At 59.5% G+C, this 15,039-nt stretch carries 19 protein-coding genes; 9 read left to right on the top strand and 10 right to left on the bottom strand.

Annotation, left to right across the window (positions count from 1 at the left end; translation table 11 throughout):
- Positions 1-36: 36 nt before the first annotated feature.
- The 6 genes from ACXHRN_RS14470 to ACXHRN_RS14445 all read right to left on the bottom strand — a co-directional run bounded on the left by ACXHRN_RS14470 (position 37) and on the right by ACXHRN_RS14445 (position 5,047).
- Positions 37-717: a DUF4405 domain-containing protein gene (locus ACXHRN_RS14470; RefSeq protein WP_488637014.1), complete on the bottom strand. Its 681-nt coding sequence runs from the start codon at positions 715-717 to the stop codon at positions 37-39.
- A 26-nt stretch (positions 718-743) separates the two neighbouring features.
- Complete coding sequence (locus ACXHRN_RS14465; protein ID WP_488637013.1) at positions 744-1,211, bottom strand: cytochrome P460 family protein; 468 nt, start codon at positions 1,209-1,211, stop codon at positions 744-746.
- 108 nt (positions 1,212-1,319) lie between these two features.
- Positions 1,320-2,171: an SDR family oxidoreductase gene (locus ACXHRN_RS14460; RefSeq protein ID WP_488637012.1), complete on the bottom strand. Its 852-nt coding sequence runs from the start codon at positions 2,169-2,171 to the stop codon at positions 1,320-1,322.
- 187 nt (positions 2,172-2,358) lie between these two features.
- A complete protein-coding gene (locus ACXHRN_RS14455; RefSeq protein ID WP_488637011.1) occupies positions 2,359-3,423 on the bottom strand; it encodes an alpha/beta hydrolase family protein in 1,065 nt (354 codons plus the stop codon).
- 81 nt (positions 3,424-3,504) lie between these two features.
- Positions 3,505-3,882: a DUF1330 domain-containing protein gene (locus tag ACXHRN_RS14450; RefSeq protein ID WP_488637010.1), complete on the bottom strand. Its 378-nt coding sequence runs from the start codon at positions 3,880-3,882 to the stop codon at positions 3,505-3,507.
- 271 nt (positions 3,883-4,153) lie between these two features.
- Complete coding sequence (locus ACXHRN_RS14445) at positions 4,154-5,047, bottom strand: LysR family transcriptional regulator (protein ID WP_488637009.1); 894 nt, start codon at positions 5,045-5,047, stop codon at positions 4,154-4,156.
- A gap of 277 nt (positions 5,048-5,324) precedes the next feature.
- Between ACXHRN_RS14445 and ACXHRN_RS14440 the strand changes: the two genes are divergently transcribed.
- Complete coding sequence (locus ACXHRN_RS14440) at positions 5,325-5,519, top strand: alpha/beta fold hydrolase (protein ID WP_488637008.1); 195 nt, start codon at positions 5,325-5,327, stop codon at positions 5,517-5,519.
- 306 nt (positions 5,520-5,825) lie between these two features.
- Here ACXHRN_RS14440 and ACXHRN_RS14435 read toward each other — a convergent pair whose 3' ends face one another.
- Together ACXHRN_RS14435 and ACXHRN_RS14430 are read right to left on the bottom strand one after the other, a co-directional pair.
- Positions 5,826-6,299 (bottom strand): nucleoside deaminase, encoded by a 474-nt coding sequence (locus tag ACXHRN_RS14435; RefSeq protein ID WP_488637007.1) that lies wholly within the window; start codon positions 6,297-6,299, stop codon positions 5,826-5,828.
- 285 nt (positions 6,300-6,584) lie between these two features.
- Complete coding sequence (locus ACXHRN_RS14430) at positions 6,585-7,487, bottom strand: LysR substrate-binding domain-containing protein (RefSeq protein ID WP_488637006.1); 903 nt, start codon at positions 7,485-7,487, stop codon at positions 6,585-6,587.
- 109 nt (positions 7,488-7,596) lie between these two features.
- Between ACXHRN_RS14430 and ACXHRN_RS14425 the strand changes: the two genes are divergently transcribed.
- The 5 genes from ACXHRN_RS14425 to ACXHRN_RS14405 all read left to right on the top strand — a co-directional run bounded on the left by ACXHRN_RS14425 (position 7,597) and on the right by ACXHRN_RS14405 (position 11,134).
- Entirely contained in the window at positions 7,597-8,349 is a 753-nt protein-coding gene (locus tag ACXHRN_RS14425; protein ID WP_488637005.1) for an SDR family NAD(P)-dependent oxidoreductase, read from the top strand.
- Between the two features lie 25 nt (positions 8,350-8,374).
- Positions 8,375-8,764 carry a nuclear transport factor 2 family protein gene (locus ACXHRN_RS14420; RefSeq protein WP_488637004.1) on the top strand — a complete coding sequence of 130 codons (390 nt, stop codon included), beginning with the start codon at positions 8,375-8,377 and terminating at the stop codon, positions 8,762-8,764.
- 180 nt (positions 8,765-8,944) lie between these two features.
- On the top strand, positions 8,945-9,424 hold the full coding sequence (gene nrdR, locus ACXHRN_RS14415) for a transcriptional regulator NrdR (RefSeq protein ID WP_488637003.1): 480 nt from the start codon (positions 8,945-8,947) through the stop codon (positions 9,422-9,424).
- A gap of 3 nt (positions 9,425-9,427) precedes the next feature.
- Positions 9,428-10,516 carry a bifunctional diaminohydroxyphosphoribosylaminopyrimidine deaminase/5-amino-6-(5-phosphoribosylamino)uracil reductase RibD gene (gene ribD, locus ACXHRN_RS14410; RefSeq protein ID WP_488637002.1) on the top strand — a complete coding sequence of 363 codons (1,089 nt, stop codon included), beginning with the start codon at positions 9,428-9,430 and terminating at the stop codon, positions 10,514-10,516.
- Between the two features lie 12 nt (positions 10,517-10,528).
- Positions 10,529-11,134, top strand: a complete 606-nt coding sequence (locus ACXHRN_RS14405; protein ID WP_488637001.1) for a riboflavin synthase — start codon at positions 10,529-10,531, stop codon at positions 11,132-11,134.
- A gap of 7 nt (positions 11,135-11,141) precedes the next feature.
- On the opposite strand, the gene ACXHRN_RS14400 is transcribed toward ACXHRN_RS14405, so the two are convergent.
- Together ACXHRN_RS14400 and ACXHRN_RS14395 are read right to left on the bottom strand one after the other, a co-directional pair.
- Positions 11,142-11,480, bottom strand: a complete 339-nt coding sequence (locus ACXHRN_RS14400; RefSeq protein WP_488637000.1) for a PilZ domain-containing protein — start codon at positions 11,478-11,480, stop codon at positions 11,142-11,144.
- Positions 11,481-11,718: 238 nt separating this feature from the next.
- Positions 11,719-12,189, bottom strand: coding sequence for a hypothetical protein (locus tag ACXHRN_RS14395; RefSeq protein WP_488636999.1), 471 nt, complete (start codon positions 12,187-12,189; stop codon positions 11,719-11,721).
- Between the two features lie 380 nt (positions 12,190-12,569).
- Between ACXHRN_RS14395 and ribH the strand changes: the two genes are divergently transcribed.
- From ribH to ACXHRN_RS14380, 3 genes are read left to right on the top strand one after another with little or no spacing between them, the layout of a single operon-like run.
- Positions 12,570-13,028 (top strand): 6,7-dimethyl-8-ribityllumazine synthase, encoded by a 459-nt coding sequence (gene ribH, locus ACXHRN_RS14390; RefSeq protein ID WP_488636998.1) that lies wholly within the window; start codon positions 12,570-12,572, stop codon positions 13,026-13,028.
- 15 nt (positions 13,029-13,043) lie between these two features.
- Positions 13,044-13,523, top strand: coding sequence for a transcription antitermination factor NusB (nusB, locus tag ACXHRN_RS14385; RefSeq protein WP_488636997.1), 480 nt, complete (start codon positions 13,044-13,046; stop codon positions 13,521-13,523).
- A gap of 10 nt (positions 13,524-13,533) precedes the next feature.
- Entirely contained in the window at positions 13,534-14,778 is a 1,245-nt protein-coding gene (locus ACXHRN_RS14380) for an MFS transporter (protein ID WP_488636996.1), read from the top strand.
- Positions 14,779-15,039: the final 261 nt, after the last annotated feature.

The following is a 15,039-nucleotide window of genomic DNA, read 5'->3' as shown; positions in this document are numbered from 1 at the left end:
GATAGCGTCCCATGACCGCTGTTGGCGCATGCGGACTTAGGGCGCATCTGGAAGTCTAGCATGCCGCCCACCCTTGGCCAGGTTCAGCATGCCTACCAATTTCATCGCATAGTGCGCGGAGCCGCCGCAAAGCACCATCACCGAAACGATGCGAAGAAAGACGCAAAGTGATGACTGGCTGAAATCCCAGACGTTCATCGTGATCTCTGCCATAAGCCGCGATCCGATGCCGATCACGAATGAACTATGGATACCGTAGGTGGCAATGGCGGCGGCCAACGTGCGAAGGACAGCGGTCCTGACTTTGCTCCGGTCACTGATCCGCAGCCATACGGACGCCACGCTCATGACCATCGGCCATCGCAGGCCGACATGGACGGAAACGATGATGAGCGCCCAATATGCGGCAAGCCCATGAATTTGACGAGCGACATAGCCTCCGCCTAACGGCAGGAAGCTGAACACGCTGCGCGATATCATCAGGCTCGTCACCAGGAGCGCCAGCATAGTCGAGAGCAGTGCGACGATGACGACAATGTTGATCCATCCACGAAAGTCGCGGCTGCCCTTCGAAGCCCTTGAATACCAACGTCGGTTGAAGGTGTTGTGGGCGACCAGCAGCGCGAACATGATCGTTCCGACGATCTCGTGCGCCGCGTTACCCAGCCAATCGTAGGCCAGGGCGGCCATCAGCAGGCCGCCTGCAACAAGATTCATCGCTAATCGGATGGGAAGCGAGGGTGTCACGGAAGATAGTCCCGCATCCGGTCGATCGTGAACATGAAGTCGTTGCTCTCCGCCGATTGATGACAGGACTGGCATCGGTCGGCGATCGCGCTCCGGTTCACCTGCTTGTCGAGACCGAACTGTTGGAAATGCCAGTCGCCTGTGCGACGCTCTTCCTCGACGTCGAGGCCCCAATCCACGCCCTTATGCATCACGAAATAGCCGGTGAGTTTGTAGTCCGTCCAGATGCCGAGCACCAAGCGAGTGCCGGCCGGCAACGGCTTTCCGGATTTCGAGAGCTCGATCGTTTCGGGAAGAGCGAACGCTTCTTCCTTCGAGGAACCACGGTCATAGGTCGCATAGAGGACGTATTTGTCGAAGTCGGCGGGAAAGGTGGCGCGATTGGTGTCCGCCCTCGCGCCCAGCCCAAGCAGGACCAAGAACATGGTGGCAATGACGGTGAGGGAGTTGCGCGTGGAAAACATATGCAAGCCTTTCTTGATGAGGCAGGGTGGCGGTCGATGCGGCCCACGGCCAGGGGATTGCCGGGGACCCTGTGGTACCGGCACGATGAAACTGAGGGTTTGGGGCGATCAGTTGCCCGTGGCGGCAACGTCGTCGAAGTCCAGAGAGGTCGAGAGCTGTCGATGGGCGTCGATCTGCTTCTGGAGTGTCGAAATCTTCTGTTCGGCGGTGCCGATGGCATCGGCGCCTGCGATGAAGCGGGTTGGCAACTCGTCCAAATCGGTGAGCGTCAGCAAAGCTTGCGCAAGTTTGGCGGGGTCACCGGATTGCTTGCCGTTGTAGGACTTCCAGAAGTCCAACTGTTGCGACCGCCGCTCGGCATAGTCCCCGATGATGGGGGCTGCGTAGTTGGTGGACTCTTCGGTGAGGAGTTCCGTCCGGAAGAAGCCCGGATTGACGATCATGGTTTGAATGCCGAATGGCGCGACCTCGGCTCCAACCGACTCCATCCATCCTTCAAGCGCGAACTTGGACGCCGCATAGGCGCTTCCGAACTCGAAGCCGCCGAATCCGGCACTCGACGAAATCGAGATGATCTTGCCTGACTGCTGCTTTCGCATTACCGGGAGCACGGCACGCGTAACGTTCATTGGGCCGATGAGACTGGTGGCCAGCTGCAGATTCATCTGAGCAGGCGTCAGTTCTTCGAAATAGCCCGCATAGAAGCTGGCGGCGTTATTGACCAACACATCGATACGGCCAAAGCGGGCCAGTGCCAACTTTACCGCCAGCTCTGCATCCCCAGGCTCGTTCACGTCCAGTTTAACGACAAGCAACTCTGCCGCGTCGCCGATGGCCTTGGATACCTTGTCGGGATTGCGTCCGGTTGCCACCACCTTGTGACCCGCCGCCAGAGCGGCCTTTGCAAATTCCAGTCCCATGCCGCGCCCGGCACCTGTTATGATCCATACGTTGCTCATATTCACATTCCTTCGTTGTGTGACGACAAGATAGGGCAGGTGCGGAGTGCTGATTAGGCGCTATTATCTGCATGTACTTAGAAAGGGCATTTCTAAATTGGCGCTTTGCCGTAAACGCCCGACAGCGTCTCCTCGGCTGCCGGGCGGAGTTCTTATGTGTTTCGTGGGGACAGATTCGATCGAACTGTCAGACGGCGTTGATGTGCGTGCCAAACCAGTCGAGCACGAGCTGCGGGTTCTGGCCGAAGTAATTGTAGCCCTGGAAGCGCTGGTCGGTCCCCTCGATCCAAAACAGCTTCTTGTCCTTCGATGAGATCGTGTCGTAGATTTCCTGGACATTGGATGGCTTGGTCAGGAAGTCGTCGTGCACCTGGGCGACGAGCGTCGGTACGGTCACCGCCTTGGCATATTCCATCGGCCAGACGTCGGCGAGATGAAAGCCGGTCCGCTTGTGGAACGCGACGTCGAAGCGTTCGAGGCCGTTCTCGATCTTCTGGTTCTCGACCGCGGTCTGGACGAACACACTCGGCGAGACGGGCTGCAGCGCGATCAATGCCTTGATGTGCTCAAACTCTTCCGGCTGCTTCTCCATGCCGACGATCGTCGCGTTGGCACCGAGGCAGCGGCTGTAGAGAACCGTCTTCATATCCTTGGTGTCGGGTCTGGATTTGGCGTAGCGCATCGAGCCGACGACATCGCGGTATTCCAAGACCCCGTGGCCATTGACGCCACCGCTGCCCGTGCCGCTTCGGCCGTGGTTGCGCATGTCGTAGGCGATGATGTTGTAGCCGGCATCGTGCAGGACTTTGTATTCCGGCAGGAAGTTCACCTCGAAGCCGCCGAAATTGGTCCACGGTTCCAGGTGGCCGGGATAGCCGTAGCGATTGCAGGGCATGGGATGATTGCAGATGATCAGGCGATCAGAATCGGCGGGAATGAACCAGCCTTCGATCGTCACGCCATCCATCGCCGGGAAGAAGATTTCCTCGTAGTCCATGCCGTATTCATGCGGCCAGCGCAGGATGGGGGTGCGGGTCGAGTGCGCCATCAGGTCGGCCATGCCGTTGATGAACTCTTCTGATTTTGTATCGGTCATGGTTGTTGTCGCTTTTGCATCTGCGGCCTGCGCACGCGTGGTGGTGGCGGCCATGAGGGGAAGGGTGGTGAGTGCCGCGCCGGCTTTCAAAAGCTGCCGACGGCTGGTGGACGCTGCACCATCTTGGTGACGTGATGTGTCATTCGGGTTGCCCATTTCAGGCTCCTTCTTGATGAGTTTGACGTGCGACGGAAAATGGAGATAGCACTTGGGATCAGGGGCCACCTCGTTTGCCCGTCACTGCTTGGGCGGCACGAAGCCTTCGGTGATCACGACCGAGCCTTCGGTCGAAGCAATGCGGAACTTGCGCGCCGCGGTGTATTCCGGCGAGTTGTAGAAGCGTTGGGCGTCCGCCACACTCGGGAACTCGGCGATCGCCATGACGGACTGCGGCTTGCCTTCGACAGCAGTCGCATTCAGATTGAAGACGATGATCTTTCCGCCGAATTTCGGGGCGAGCGGGCCAGCTTCTTCCATATATTTCTGAAAGCCAGCCTGATCCTTGATCGTGTAGTTGGCGATCATGTAGCCGGGTGCCGGCGCATCCTGTGCGTGGCCGGTAGAGCCAACGGCAATGGCGATAACGCTGGCTGCGCCAATGATGAGTCTCTTCATAGTCGTTGTCCTCTTCTGTCGATTGGCCAAGCTTCTCCGTCGCCACGACCGAATGGATCGCGGCTCCTGGGAAAACCGATGGCGTGATGTGAAAACCGACGGTTTCTCCGTCCGGCTTTCATGAAGAGGAATATAGCCGGGATTGATCCATGCGATTAGACTGCATAATCTGCATGAAGCTAGAAAGGGGAGAGATAAATCTGTGTCATCGCTCCACGAGCTTTTCGCGAGAACAGCTAATCTAGGTACGGAGGGCAAAATGGCCGGACTGCTATCCCTTGTACCGAAGCGCTTCGAGCAGGACGGCGAATGCGGGCGTGTGCTGGCGTCTGCTCGGATAATAGAGATGGTAGCCAGCGAAAGGAGGGCACCAATCCTCCAGGACCCGCACGAGGCGTCCTGCCGCGATATGCTGGCAAACCTGGCTTTCGAACATGCAGGCCAATGCCAGTCCGTCGAGCGCGGCGGCTTCCAGCATCTCTCCGTCGTTGAGAATGAGCGGACCGTTGACCCTGACTTCAAGTTCGACGCCGTCCCGTTCGAACTCCCAGGCAAAGAGACCTCCGCTCGTGGTCTGCCGATAGCTGGCGCAACGATGGTCGCCAAGATCGCGCGGCGTTTCCGGTGCTTTATGCTTGGCGATATAGGAGGGCGAGCCCACGATTGCCATGCGCAAGTCCGGACCGACCTTGACCGCCACCATGTCTTTCTGGACTTGCTCGCCAAGGCGGATGCCGGCATCGAACCGGCCTGCCACGATATCGGTCAGTCCTTCTTCCAGGTTGATTTCGACAGAAATGTCCGGGTATTCCAGAAGAAGTTTCGACAGGGCAGGCCAGAGCACGGTTTTGGCCGCATGCCGGAATGTGGTGATGCGGATCGTTCCGGCGGGTTTATCATGAAGCGCCGTGAGTGCTGCGAGTTCGCTGTCGATATGGTCGAAGGCGGGCCTGAGGCCATTCAACAACCGTTCCCCGGCGTCGGTCAGCGACAGGCTGCGGGTTGTCCTTGACAGCAGTCGGACTTTGAGGCGTTCCTCCAGCATCCGGACCGCGTAACTCAAGGCAGACTGGGATAGCCCCAGCTTGGCGGCGGCCCGGGTAAAGCTGCCTTCTTCGGCAACCGCTATGAACACCGCCAGGTCACTAAAGTCGCCTTTTCTCATTTATCGATCCAATTTCTAAATTCGGACTGATAATAGCGGCGGCAAAGGTATGAAGCAAATACGACAAGGGCTAATTGGTGTTTGAGGTTTGGTCTCCTTTTGGCGCGTTGGCGACCATCGGCTTTCGCTGGCGGTCGTGATCTTACAGCTCGATCTGCTCCGCAATTCGTAAAGCGTCATCGATCGCAATTCCGAGGCACCTCACGGTGCTTTCCAGTTTCGTATGCCCTAGGATGCGATCGACAATCGCGCCTCCCTCGAAAAGGGGCGCTTGCAGATGCCCCTTCTGGCTGTCGGGGGCGAGCGTTCGTTCGGACCGACAATGGCCTATGTCATGAGGTTCGCCGCCGACGATGTTCGCCAGGTGGTCATCGCTGATTCCGGCCATTGGCTGATGGAGGAGCAGACCAAGGCAACCGTAGCCGCCATCCGTGCCTTTCTCGACGAACCGACGGATGCCAAATGCCGTTGAGATCGCGGTGCTGACACAAGATCGCGGCTGCAGGCCGATCACTTAGAACCCACAGAACGGCATATCAAGCCGAGACTCACTTCGGACTTTGCAATCAACGGAGAGGACGAAACCATGTCTATTCCCAAAAACCTGGTCCTGAGCGTGGCGGCAGCGCTGACGGCCGCTACACTTACCCAAACGCCAGTTGAGGCCGCATCGAACCCGCCGAAGACTGTCGTTCTCGTTCATGGCGCATTTGCGGATGGGAGGCGTCGAGACACACCGCCTCGATGTGCGCGCCAGTGGCATTTCGGACGAAAGAGGCTATGCCTTGCCCAGATGCTTCGGCCAGAATTCCTGATGGACTTCGGCGGCTTCGTCTTCGAGGTTGGTCGGGCCAACCACAGTGACGATGCGCGCGCCGGTTTGCAACACCGCGCGGCTCGGCACGTTCAACCCGATCCCAGCGATCTCGCCAAGCCGCGTTTCGGAGCACGCAAACACCATACGCCCGATGCCCGACCAGTAAATCGCCCCAGAGCACATCGCGCACGGCTCGGTGCTGGTGTAAAGCGTGCAGTCGCCGAGAAAAGCGGTGTCATAGTGCTGCGCCGCCAGTTTAACCAGATTCATTTCGGCGTGGTTCGTCATATCGTGGCCGGTGAAGACGCTGTTTTTGGCGCGCAGGATGACTTCGCCGTCCTTGACCAACACCGAGCCAAACGGTTCGTCGCCGTGTTCCACCGCGGATTTCGAGAGTGCAATCGCCTCACGTAAAAGCGGCTCGTGGTTTTCCATCGGAGTCTCCCCAAACACTAGAGTGGGATGATCTTGCCTTGAATCGAAGGGATATCCAAGCGCTGCAAATCAGATTCACGATGCTGGCGGGGAAGGCCGGCACGGATGGGCAAGCCATATTCGAACGATCTTCGACGGCGGGTATCGTTTCAGTTGAGCAGGAGGGCCGTTGCGAGTAGTTGGAACGAGGTCATGACCGCTTCTGGCGCGAAGCGGACTTTGTATTCTTGCATGGTCAAGACATCGTCGCTTTTCTTTCTCCAAACCTGTTGTCGCCAGAATAACTCAATGCGCCAACGCATCTTTCGGAAATCCGGCGGCCAGGATGTCGATGAATCGGCGCACGGCGGGAGGCAGCCCGCGCCGTGTGGTAAACACGAGATGCACGAGGCCCCGCATGCCGTGCCAGTCGGGCAGCACGTGGACCAGCTTGCCTTCATTCAAGGCCTGTCGGCAGCTGTGGTCTGGCAGAAGCGCGATACCCAGTCCCGCCAAGGCTGCCGCGCGCACGGCCGTGAAGTCGGCGCAACCCATCCTAGGCGTGTGGCTCAGAATATGCCGCTGCCCAGCTTCGGTTTCGAGATGCCAGTCGACGTCGCCCGATTCATCACTGCTCGCAAGAGTCGGGTGGTTTCTCAGATCATCGATCCCACTGACCCGACTGGCGATCTGTGGGTTGGCAACAAGGATGCGGACCGAGTTCCCGAGCGATCGCATGGTGAGCGAGGCGTCGCCTTCCAGCGACGTGCGGACGCGGAGCGCCACATCGATACGTTCGCCAATCAGATCGACAGGACGGTCGACCGCCACAAGCTGCAATCGCACTTTCGGATGACGTTCAAGGAATTGGTTCACGATTCCGGAGATCGGCTCGACCAGTCCGGTCGGGCAGCTCATGCGGATCAGGCCGTGCGGCTCCGACTGTGCCTGGACCACCAGCGCTTCGGCCTGCTCTGCCTCCGCCACCATCGCCTTGCACCGCTCGTAAAAGGACTGGCCGACATCAGTCACTCGAAAGCGGCGGCTTGAACGCTCTATGAGGCGGACACCGAGCCGGGCCTCAAGGCCGGACACTCGCCGGCTCAGCTTCGACTTCGGCTCGCGCAACGCACGCCCCGCGGCGGCGAAACCGCCATGGGCCACGACTTCGGCAAAATACACGAGATCATTCAGGTCAGACTTCATCATCGTTCTCCATGTGGAACGATGGGTAGCAGTTTTGCCGACTTTCGGCATCATCGTTCTATGGCCATATTCTCCCTCAACGGCAATCGGCCGCAACAAAAGGAGAAAGACAATGACCAAGAGATTTGAAAACAAAGTCGTGGTTGTCACCGGTGGCACGAGCGGCATCGGCCTCGAGACTGCAAAGGCCTTCTCGGCGGAAGGCGCTTCGGTGTTCGTCACCGGCCGCCGCCAGGCGGCGCTCGATGCTGCCGTCAAGGAAATCGGCGGCCGCGTGACCGGCGTCCAGGGCGATATGAGCAAGCTCGTGGACATCGATCGTCTGTATGATGCCGTCCAGCAGAAGCACTCCCATATCGACACCGTATTCGCCAATGCCGGCGGCGGCGAATTCGCCCCTCTCGGGGCGATCACGGAAGAGCACTACGAGAAGACTTTCGACACCAACGTCAAGGGTGTGTTGTTCACCGTCCAGAAGGCTCTTCCGCTGCTTCGTGACGGAGGTTCGATCATCCTGACGTCGTCCACGACGAGCATTTCGGGCACTCCGGCGCTCAGCGTCTATTCGGCCACCAAGGCCGCTGTCCGTAACTTTGCCCGCAACTGGATTCTCGATCTTAAGGACCGCCACATTCGGGTCAACGCGGTCAGCCCGGGCGTGACCGACACCGCAGGTCTGAACGAACTCTTCGGCAATGGCGAAAGCGCCGAAAACACCAAGAACTATCTCGCGGGCCTGATTCCCGCCGGCCGCGTCGGCCAGCCGGAAGAGATCGCGAAAGCAGTTCTCTTTCTTGCCTCCGATGATGCATCCTTCGTCAACGGCGTCGAACTGTTCGTCGACGGCGGCCAGGTCCAGATTTGATCATCTAAAGAAGGAGAGAACCACCATGGCAGACATTGCGACCCTGCTCGAACGGAACCTTCAGGAAATCTTCGGGGAGGGCGACGCCGCCCTCCGTCAGAAGGTTGCGGAGGAAATAATGCACGATGACGCAGTCTTCGTCGAACCCCACGGCGTCCATCGCGGCAGAGAGGAAATCGTTCGCGTCGCCGGGGTCATCCGGGCCACACATCCGACATTCAAATACGCACCAACCGGCCAGGCAGACGTGCTGCAGGGACAAGCGGGACGCATGACGTGGATCGCGGGCGCACCAGGCGAGCCTCCGGTCTATGCGGGCACAGACTTCATCGTTGCACGAGACGGAAAAATTGCTGCCATCTACCTCTTTTTCGATGGCCAGCCTGATCCGACCGGAGCGACTGTATTAAGCTGATGCGTACTCACGCCGCTGCGAGGGGCGGGAACCTCGTGGCGGAAGCGTCGATTGATTTGGCGTCTGCTATTGGCGCAAAGCAGTCCCACTTTGCCACTCCCCACCTTTCCCCTTGTCCCTTGCCCCCATGAACGCTATTTGATCGGCGAGTGATTTTGCTTTCCGCCCAAAAGGTTCTCCATGCGCTGCCCGTTCTGCAATTCCGAAGATACACAGGTCAAGGATTCGCGTCCCGCCGAAGATGGCTCGTCCATTCGCCGGCGGCGCATCTGCCCGGATTGCGGTGGCCGTTTCACCACTTTCGAGCGCGTGCAACTGCGCGAACTGATGGTGGTCAAGAAATCCGGCCGCAAGGTTCTGTTCGATCGCGAGAAGCTGGTGCGCTCCTTCGAGATCGCGCTGCGCAAGCGTCCAGTCGATCGCGACCGGATCGAGCGCGCCGTTTCCGGCATCATCCGCCGGCTGGAAAGCTCGGGCGAAACGGAAATCTCGTCCGAGGATATCGGCCTGCAGGTGCTGGAGGCGCTGAAGGGTCTCGATGACGTCGCCTTCGTGCGCTACGCCTCGGTCTATCGCGACTTCACCCATATCGAGGACTTCTCCGCCGCCATCACCCAGATCTCGGCGAAGATCGCCCGCGATCCCGGCGAGGAACGCTAGTTCATGCGTAGCCATGAAGACGAACGCTTCATGGATACCGCCATCAGACTGTCCCGCTGGCATCTCGGCCAGACCACATCCAATCCTTCCGTCGGCTGCCTGATCGTAAAGGATGGCGTCATCGTCGGCCGTGGCGTCACGGCTCTGTCGGGCCGGCCACATGCCGAGCCGCAGGCGCTGGCCGAGGCGGGCGAAGCTGCGCGTGGAGCCACCGCCTATGTCACGCTTGAGCCCTGTTCCCATCACGGCAAGACCCCGCCGTGTGCCGAGGCACTGATTGCGTCGGGCGTGGCGCGCGTCGTCGTAGCGCTGACGGATCCCGATGAACGGGTATCGGGCAGGGGGCTGCGGATGCTCGCGGACGCGGGTATTGCGGTGACGGCTGATGTGCTGCGCGAAGAGGCTGAATCAGAACTTGAAGCCTACCTGAATCGGCAGCGCAACAAGCGGCCGCAAGTGATTCTAAAACTTGCCGTTTCCGCCGATGGCATGATGGGCAGGCTGGGCGAGGGGCAGGTGGCAATCACCGGCCGCGAGGCGCGGGCGCAATCGCATATCCTGCGCGCCGAGAGCGACGCGATCCTGGTCGGCATCGGCACCGCGCTTGCCGACGATCCCGAACTCACCTGCCGCTTGCCGGGCATGGAGAGCCGCTCCCCACTGCGCATCGTGCTTGATCGGCGGCTCGAATTGCTTGTGAACTCGAAATTGGTTCGAAGCATCGCAGACGGCCATGGCTTGATTGTCGCTACGGCTGCTGACGCTGATGCCTTGCGAAAGACCGCGCTGGAAAGCGCCGGCGCGGAGGTTGTTGCTACGGGCGACGACCTGGAAGCCCTGCTGGATCTGCTCGGCGCGCGCGGCCTGTCCTCGCTGATCGTCGAGGGTGGTGCCAGGACGGCGCAGCGCTTCCTGTCACAAGGCCTGGTCGATCGCGTCGTACTGTTTTCATCGCCGGTGGTTGTCGGCGAAAATGGCGTTCCATCGCCGCTCGGCGAACAGTCTGTTCCGGATGGTTTCGTGTTGCGGCGCCGCGAACAGCTTGGCGCGGACCGGATGAGTGATTATATCCGAAGCTCGAATGGGCAATAGGCAGGGCAGGACATGTTTACAGGCATCGTTACCGATATCGGCACGATCGAGAAGATCACACCCCTCAACGAGGGCATCCGCCTTCGCGTGACCACCAACTATGATCCCGAGACGATCGCCATCGGTGCCTCGATCTCGCATGCCGGCGTTTGCCTGACGGTCACCGCGCTGCCTGCCGAGGGCGACAATCAGCGTTGGCATGAGGTCGAAGCTTGGGAAGAGGCTCTGCGGCTGACCACTGCCGGTGTCTGGGCCGAGGGCGACAAGCTCAATCTCGAACGGGCGCTGAAGATCGGCGACGAGCTCGGCGGGCACATCGTTTCCGGTCATATCGACGATATGGCCGAAATCGTTGCCGTCGAGGAGGAGGGGGAGGCGAGCCGCTTCACGCTGCGTGCCCCGCGCGAATTTGCCAAATTCATCGCGCCCAAGGGCTCTGTGGCGCTCGATGGAACGTCGCTGACGGTCAACAAGGTCGATGGCACCGAGTTCGACGTTCTGATCATCCGCCATACACTGGAGGTGACCACCTGGGGCCTGCGCAAGGCGGGCGACAGGGTCAACCTGGAAGTCGACACTATGGCCCGCTATGCGGCACGGCTTGCGGAGTTCAAATAGCGGAAATTCAGCGCCGTTCGTTCGGCTTGTATTCCTGGTGGAAGAACCGGAAATACGAGGAAATCTGCGCCAGCGCCGGCGCCGTCAGCTTGTACTGGATGCCGACGCGGCTGCCGTTGCACCACCGGACGATGCCGGTGAGTTGCCCGAGTTCCTGGGATTCGAAAGTGATGATCTGATTGGCAGTGATCCGGATGGGACGCTCAAGATCGACCGCCATGCCGGAGGCCGAGATATCGGCAACCCTGCCGCGGATGGCTTCATGCATGACTTTGACAGTTCCGAAGATACGAACTTTCGAGCGTTCGTTCTTGCGGGCAGTCATCTGCTTGGAATTCTGCAGCATCGCATGCTCCTATATTTCTGAAGTCGAATAAAAGGATATTCCAATATATAAATTAAACTGTAGTTAGACCAAAGACTGCAATTTTATATATGGTTAAATTTATACAGAATTCGCATGTTCCTTAGGCGCGATGGTTGGGAAGCCGCAAAGAGGGTGACGTCTCGGTCAGAGCCGCGCAGGGCGGCTCCGCCGGGATTGCCGGGCTACCTCGATAGCCGGGCAACAGGACATGGCAGAGCTACAGGACGTAGATCGTCAGTTCGCCATCGAGCGCCGCGTCAGCGCCGACGATGTTCCTGATTTCGATATTCTCGGCCTTCAGCTTGGCGACCAGCGCGCGGTTATGCTCGACGGCCGATTGCACGGCTGCGACCTCCCGCGGCTCCGTGGTTCTGCGATCCTGCAGTGCCGCCCTGTTGGCGTCGTCGTCGATCTGGCCGACCGGCTGAACCGCGAACGGGCCGCTCTTCCAATGGCGGATGGCATGGTCGGCCTTGCGAGACGCGCTGTCATCGAATGCAACCAGGCCTATCCGCCCGCCCGAGCCGGCCATTCCGGCCTGGCCCTCGACGATGATCGACGCAGGTTGGCCTTCGTCGTGGCTGGTGGGGGTGGGGCTGCCGCCACGCAGGCCGGCTGCGTAGGATGTCCCGGCAACGGATGTGAGTGCGAGAGTGGCAATAAGGGAGGTCTTGAGGAAGCGGTTCATGGCAATCTCCTTTCTGAGGTTTGCGCCATGCGGCGAGGATCATTTATCCGGTCCACCGTCGCTTGCACTTTAGGAGATGGAATGCCATTGTGGTTTTTTCAACGACGTAAGTGTCTGAAAAATATTAATAATAATTCACAATCCAATGCCGCTGGTTTGCCACAATGCGGCAAATTTCGGGCAATGCAAACGCTGCGTCCATAAGACGCGAGAGGCCCCCACGCGCGCCTTGCGTGAGGGGCCTCAGGGGCGTCGAGCTCGCTGATGGCCCTGCCAATACGCTCCATGGGGCAAAAACCGCTTGCCAACACCGCCTGTCCGTGGTTTGACCGCGAAAAATGCAGCCTGCCTGCAATCAAGGTGATTTTCCCGAGGAAAACATGTCCAAGAAGAAATCCAAGCCGCATCTGTTGATCGTCGAAGCGCGTTTCTACGACGATTTCGCCGACGCCATGCTCGAAGGCGCCACCGAAGCGCTGAAGGAAGCGGAAGCCACATGGGATGTCGTCACGGTCATGGGCGCGCTCGAAATTCCGGCTGCGATCGCCATGGCGCTGGATGGTGCTGATGACGACGGCACGCATTATGATGGCTTTGTTGCGCTTGGTATGGTCATTCGCGGCGAGACTTATCATTTCGATATCGTTGCCAATGAATCGTCGCGCGCGCTGATGGATCTCGCCGTCAGCGAGTCGCTGGCGATCGGCAACGGCATCCTGACTGTCGAAAACGACGAACAGGGCTGGCGTCGCGCCAAGCGCTCCGAACTCGACAAGGGCGGGTTTGCAGCCAAGGCGGCACTCACCATGATCGCGCTCAAGAAGAAACTCGGCGCGTAGGGCCTATAGAGAACAATGTCTAAAGAAGAACCAAAACAGGACGTCAAGCAGGCCAACCAGCGCGGAGCCGCGCGGCTGGCTGCCGTCCAGGCGCTCTATCAGATGGAACTGTCGGGCACCGGCGTGCTGGAGATCGTCAGCGAATACGAAAACTTCCGGCTCGGCCAGGAGATCGATGGCGACCAGTACCTCAAGGCTGATCCGTCGTGGTTCCGGTCGATCGTCGCCGGCGTCGTCAAGGACCAGCGGGCGCTGGACCCGGTCATCGCCGATTCCCTGATCGAGGGATGGCCGCTGTCGCGCCTCGATGCCACGATCCGCGCAATTCTCCGTGCCGGCGTGTTCGAGATCATCGAACGCAAGGACGTGCCGACTGCCGTCATCGTCACCGAATATGTCGAGATTGCCCACGCCTTCTTCGATGAAGACGAACCGAAGCTCGTCAATGCGGTTCTCGATGCCGTCGCCCGCAAGCTCCGCGGACCCAAGAAATAGAAAGCATTTCATGACTGCGACTGCGCCGGCGGATGGGTTTGAAGGAGAATTTCGTCACACCCGCCGCAACGTGGTGCTGTTGACCATCGCCCAGGCGATCCTTGGCAGCGCGCCACCGATCGCCTTTGCCGTCGGTGGCATTGCCGCCTACCAGATGCTCGGCGACAACAAGAACCTGGCAACCGCGCCGCTAACTGGATTCAATGTCGGAACGGCTGCCGGCACCGTCGTCGTCGCCATACTTGCCCGCTATCTGCCGCGCCGCGTGACCTTCATTCTCGGTGCGCTGCTGGAAGGTTGCGGCGGCCTGATTGCCGCGATCGCGATTTATCGCAGCGATTTCTGGCTGCTGGTTGCCGGATTGATCCTGACCGGCGTCGCCGCCGGCTTCACCCAGAAATTTCGCTTTGCGGCCGCGGATGCCTCGCCTTCGCATTACAAGAGCACGGCCATTTCGTGGATCCTTGCGGGCGGCATCATCTCCGGCGTGCTGGGGCCGCAGATCGCCATCTATGCCAAGGATCTGTTTGCACCCGTAACCTTCGTCGGAGCCTTCGTGGCCTTTGCGCCGCTCGGCGTCATTGCTGCCTGCGTCCTCGCCTTCCTTAAACTGCCTCATCTGCACAAGACCGGCGCCGCTGCCGTCGACATCGCCCCACCACGGCCGCTTTCCGAGATCGTCATGAACAGGCGCTTCATGACAGGCATGTATTGCGGCATCGTGTCCTACGCACTGATGACCTTCATGATGACCGGTGCGCCGCTTGCGATGGTCTATGAATGCGGCTTCGCCTCCGATCTCTCCACGCAAGGTATCCAGTTCCATGTGCTGGCGATGTTTGCACCGAGCTTCTTCACCGGACGACTGATCCGCCGTTTTGGCGCGCAGGCGATTGTCGCAGTCGGGCTCTGCATTCTCATGCTCTGTGCCGTCGTTGCGCATATGGGCGTTGAGTTGTGGAACTTCTGGGGCTCGTTGAGCCTGCTCGGCCTTGGCTGGAATTTTGGCTTCATCGGCGCAACCGCGATCGTTGCCCAGAGCTACAGGCCCAACGAAGCCGACAAGGTGCAGGGTTTCCATGATATCATCCTGTTCTCCACTGTCGCACTTGCTTCCTTCGCGTCAGGCCAGGTGTTCAGCACCTTCGGCTGGGATGCGATGATCTTGCCGGTGTGGCCGCTGGCCATCGTCGGGCTGCTGCTGCTGTTCTTTTTCGGCCGTACGCGTCGCAGCGCATCGGCACTACGGGCCTGAAATCGCGATCTCGCCTCTAGGGGGCACAGCCACTGGCTGCCCGGAAAGATTCTGGCTCCAGTCGAGTGGTGTGATTCTTCCTGCCTCTAGCCAGGCGATATCGGCTCTGTTCGGCTTGTATTTTTGCACCGTCCTAAATGGCGGTCTAAAACAGTTTAAAATTCAACTGAATTCTTCGTTTCAGGCGATCTAATCAAGGTCCGGAGGCTTGACGCCGCCCCGGACTGCCATCAATCTCGCCTCGGTTCTAGGAATCCGTCC

Source organism: Shinella sp. OV683 (genome assembly GCF_057787725.1).
Note: the sequence above shows the minus strand (reverse complement) of the source record. Positions and strands in the feature narration are given on the sequence as shown.

Coding starts and splice junctions, on each gene's coding strand:
- nusB (WP_488636997.1), top strand. CDS start 13,044: ATGTCTAAAGAAGAACCAAAACAGGACGTCAAGCAGGCCAACCAGCGC.
- ACXHRN_RS14455 (WP_488637011.1), bottom strand. CDS start 3,423: ATGGGCAACCCGAATGACACATCACGTCACCAAGATGGTGCAGCGTCC.
- ribD (WP_488637002.1), top strand. CDS start 9,428: ATGCGTAGCCATGAAGACGAACGCTTCATGGATACCGCCATCAGACTG.
- ACXHRN_RS14450 (WP_488637010.1), bottom strand. CDS start 3,882: ATGAAGAGACTCATCATTGGCGCAGCCAGCGTTATCGCCATTGCCGTT.
- ACXHRN_RS14435 (WP_488637007.1), bottom strand. CDS start 6,299: ATGGAAAACCACGAGCCGCTTTTACGTGAGGCGATTGCACTCTCGAAA.
- ACXHRN_RS14445 (WP_488637009.1), bottom strand. CDS start 5,047: ATGAGAAAAGGCGACTTTAGTGACCTGGCGGTGTTCATAGCGGTTGCC.
- ACXHRN_RS14380 (WP_488636996.1), top strand. CDS start 13,534: ATGACTGCGACTGCGCCGGCGGATGGGTTTGAAGGAGAATTTCGTCAC.
- ACXHRN_RS14465 (WP_488637013.1), bottom strand. CDS start 1,211: ATGTTTTCCACGCGCAACTCCCTCACCGTCATTGCCACCATGTTCTTG.
- ACXHRN_RS14430 (WP_488637006.1), bottom strand. CDS start 7,487: ATGATGAAGTCTGACCTGAATGATCTCGTGTATTTTGCCGAAGTCGTG.
- ACXHRN_RS14460 (WP_488637012.1), bottom strand. CDS start 2,171: ATGAGCAACGTATGGATCATAACAGGTGCCGGGCGCGGCATGGGACTG.
- ACXHRN_RS14420 (WP_488637004.1), top strand. CDS start 8,375: ATGGCAGACATTGCGACCCTGCTCGAACGGAACCTTCAGGAAATCTTC.
- ribH (WP_488636998.1), top strand. CDS start 12,570: ATGTCCAAGAAGAAATCCAAGCCGCATCTGTTGATCGTCGAAGCGCGT.
- ACXHRN_RS14440 (WP_488637008.1), top strand. CDS start 5,325: ATGCCCCTTCTGGCTGTCGGGGGCGAGCGTTCGTTCGGACCGACAATG.
- ACXHRN_RS14400 (WP_488637000.1), bottom strand. CDS start 11,480: ATGCTGCAGAATTCCAAGCAGATGACTGCCCGCAAGAACGAACGCTCG.
- ACXHRN_RS14405 (WP_488637001.1), top strand. CDS start 10,529: ATGTTTACAGGCATCGTTACCGATATCGGCACGATCGAGAAGATCACA.
- ACXHRN_RS14425 (WP_488637005.1), top strand. CDS start 7,597: ATGACCAAGAGATTTGAAAACAAAGTCGTGGTTGTCACCGGTGGCACG.
- ACXHRN_RS14395 (WP_488636999.1), bottom strand. CDS start 12,189: ATGAACCGCTTCCTCAAGACCTCCCTTATTGCCACTCTCGCACTCACA.
- ACXHRN_RS14470 (WP_488637014.1), bottom strand. CDS start 717: ATGAATCTTGTTGCAGGCGGCCTGCTGATGGCCGCCCTGGCCTACGAT.
- nrdR (WP_488637003.1), top strand. CDS start 8,945: ATGCGCTGCCCGTTCTGCAATTCCGAAGATACACAGGTCAAGGATTCG.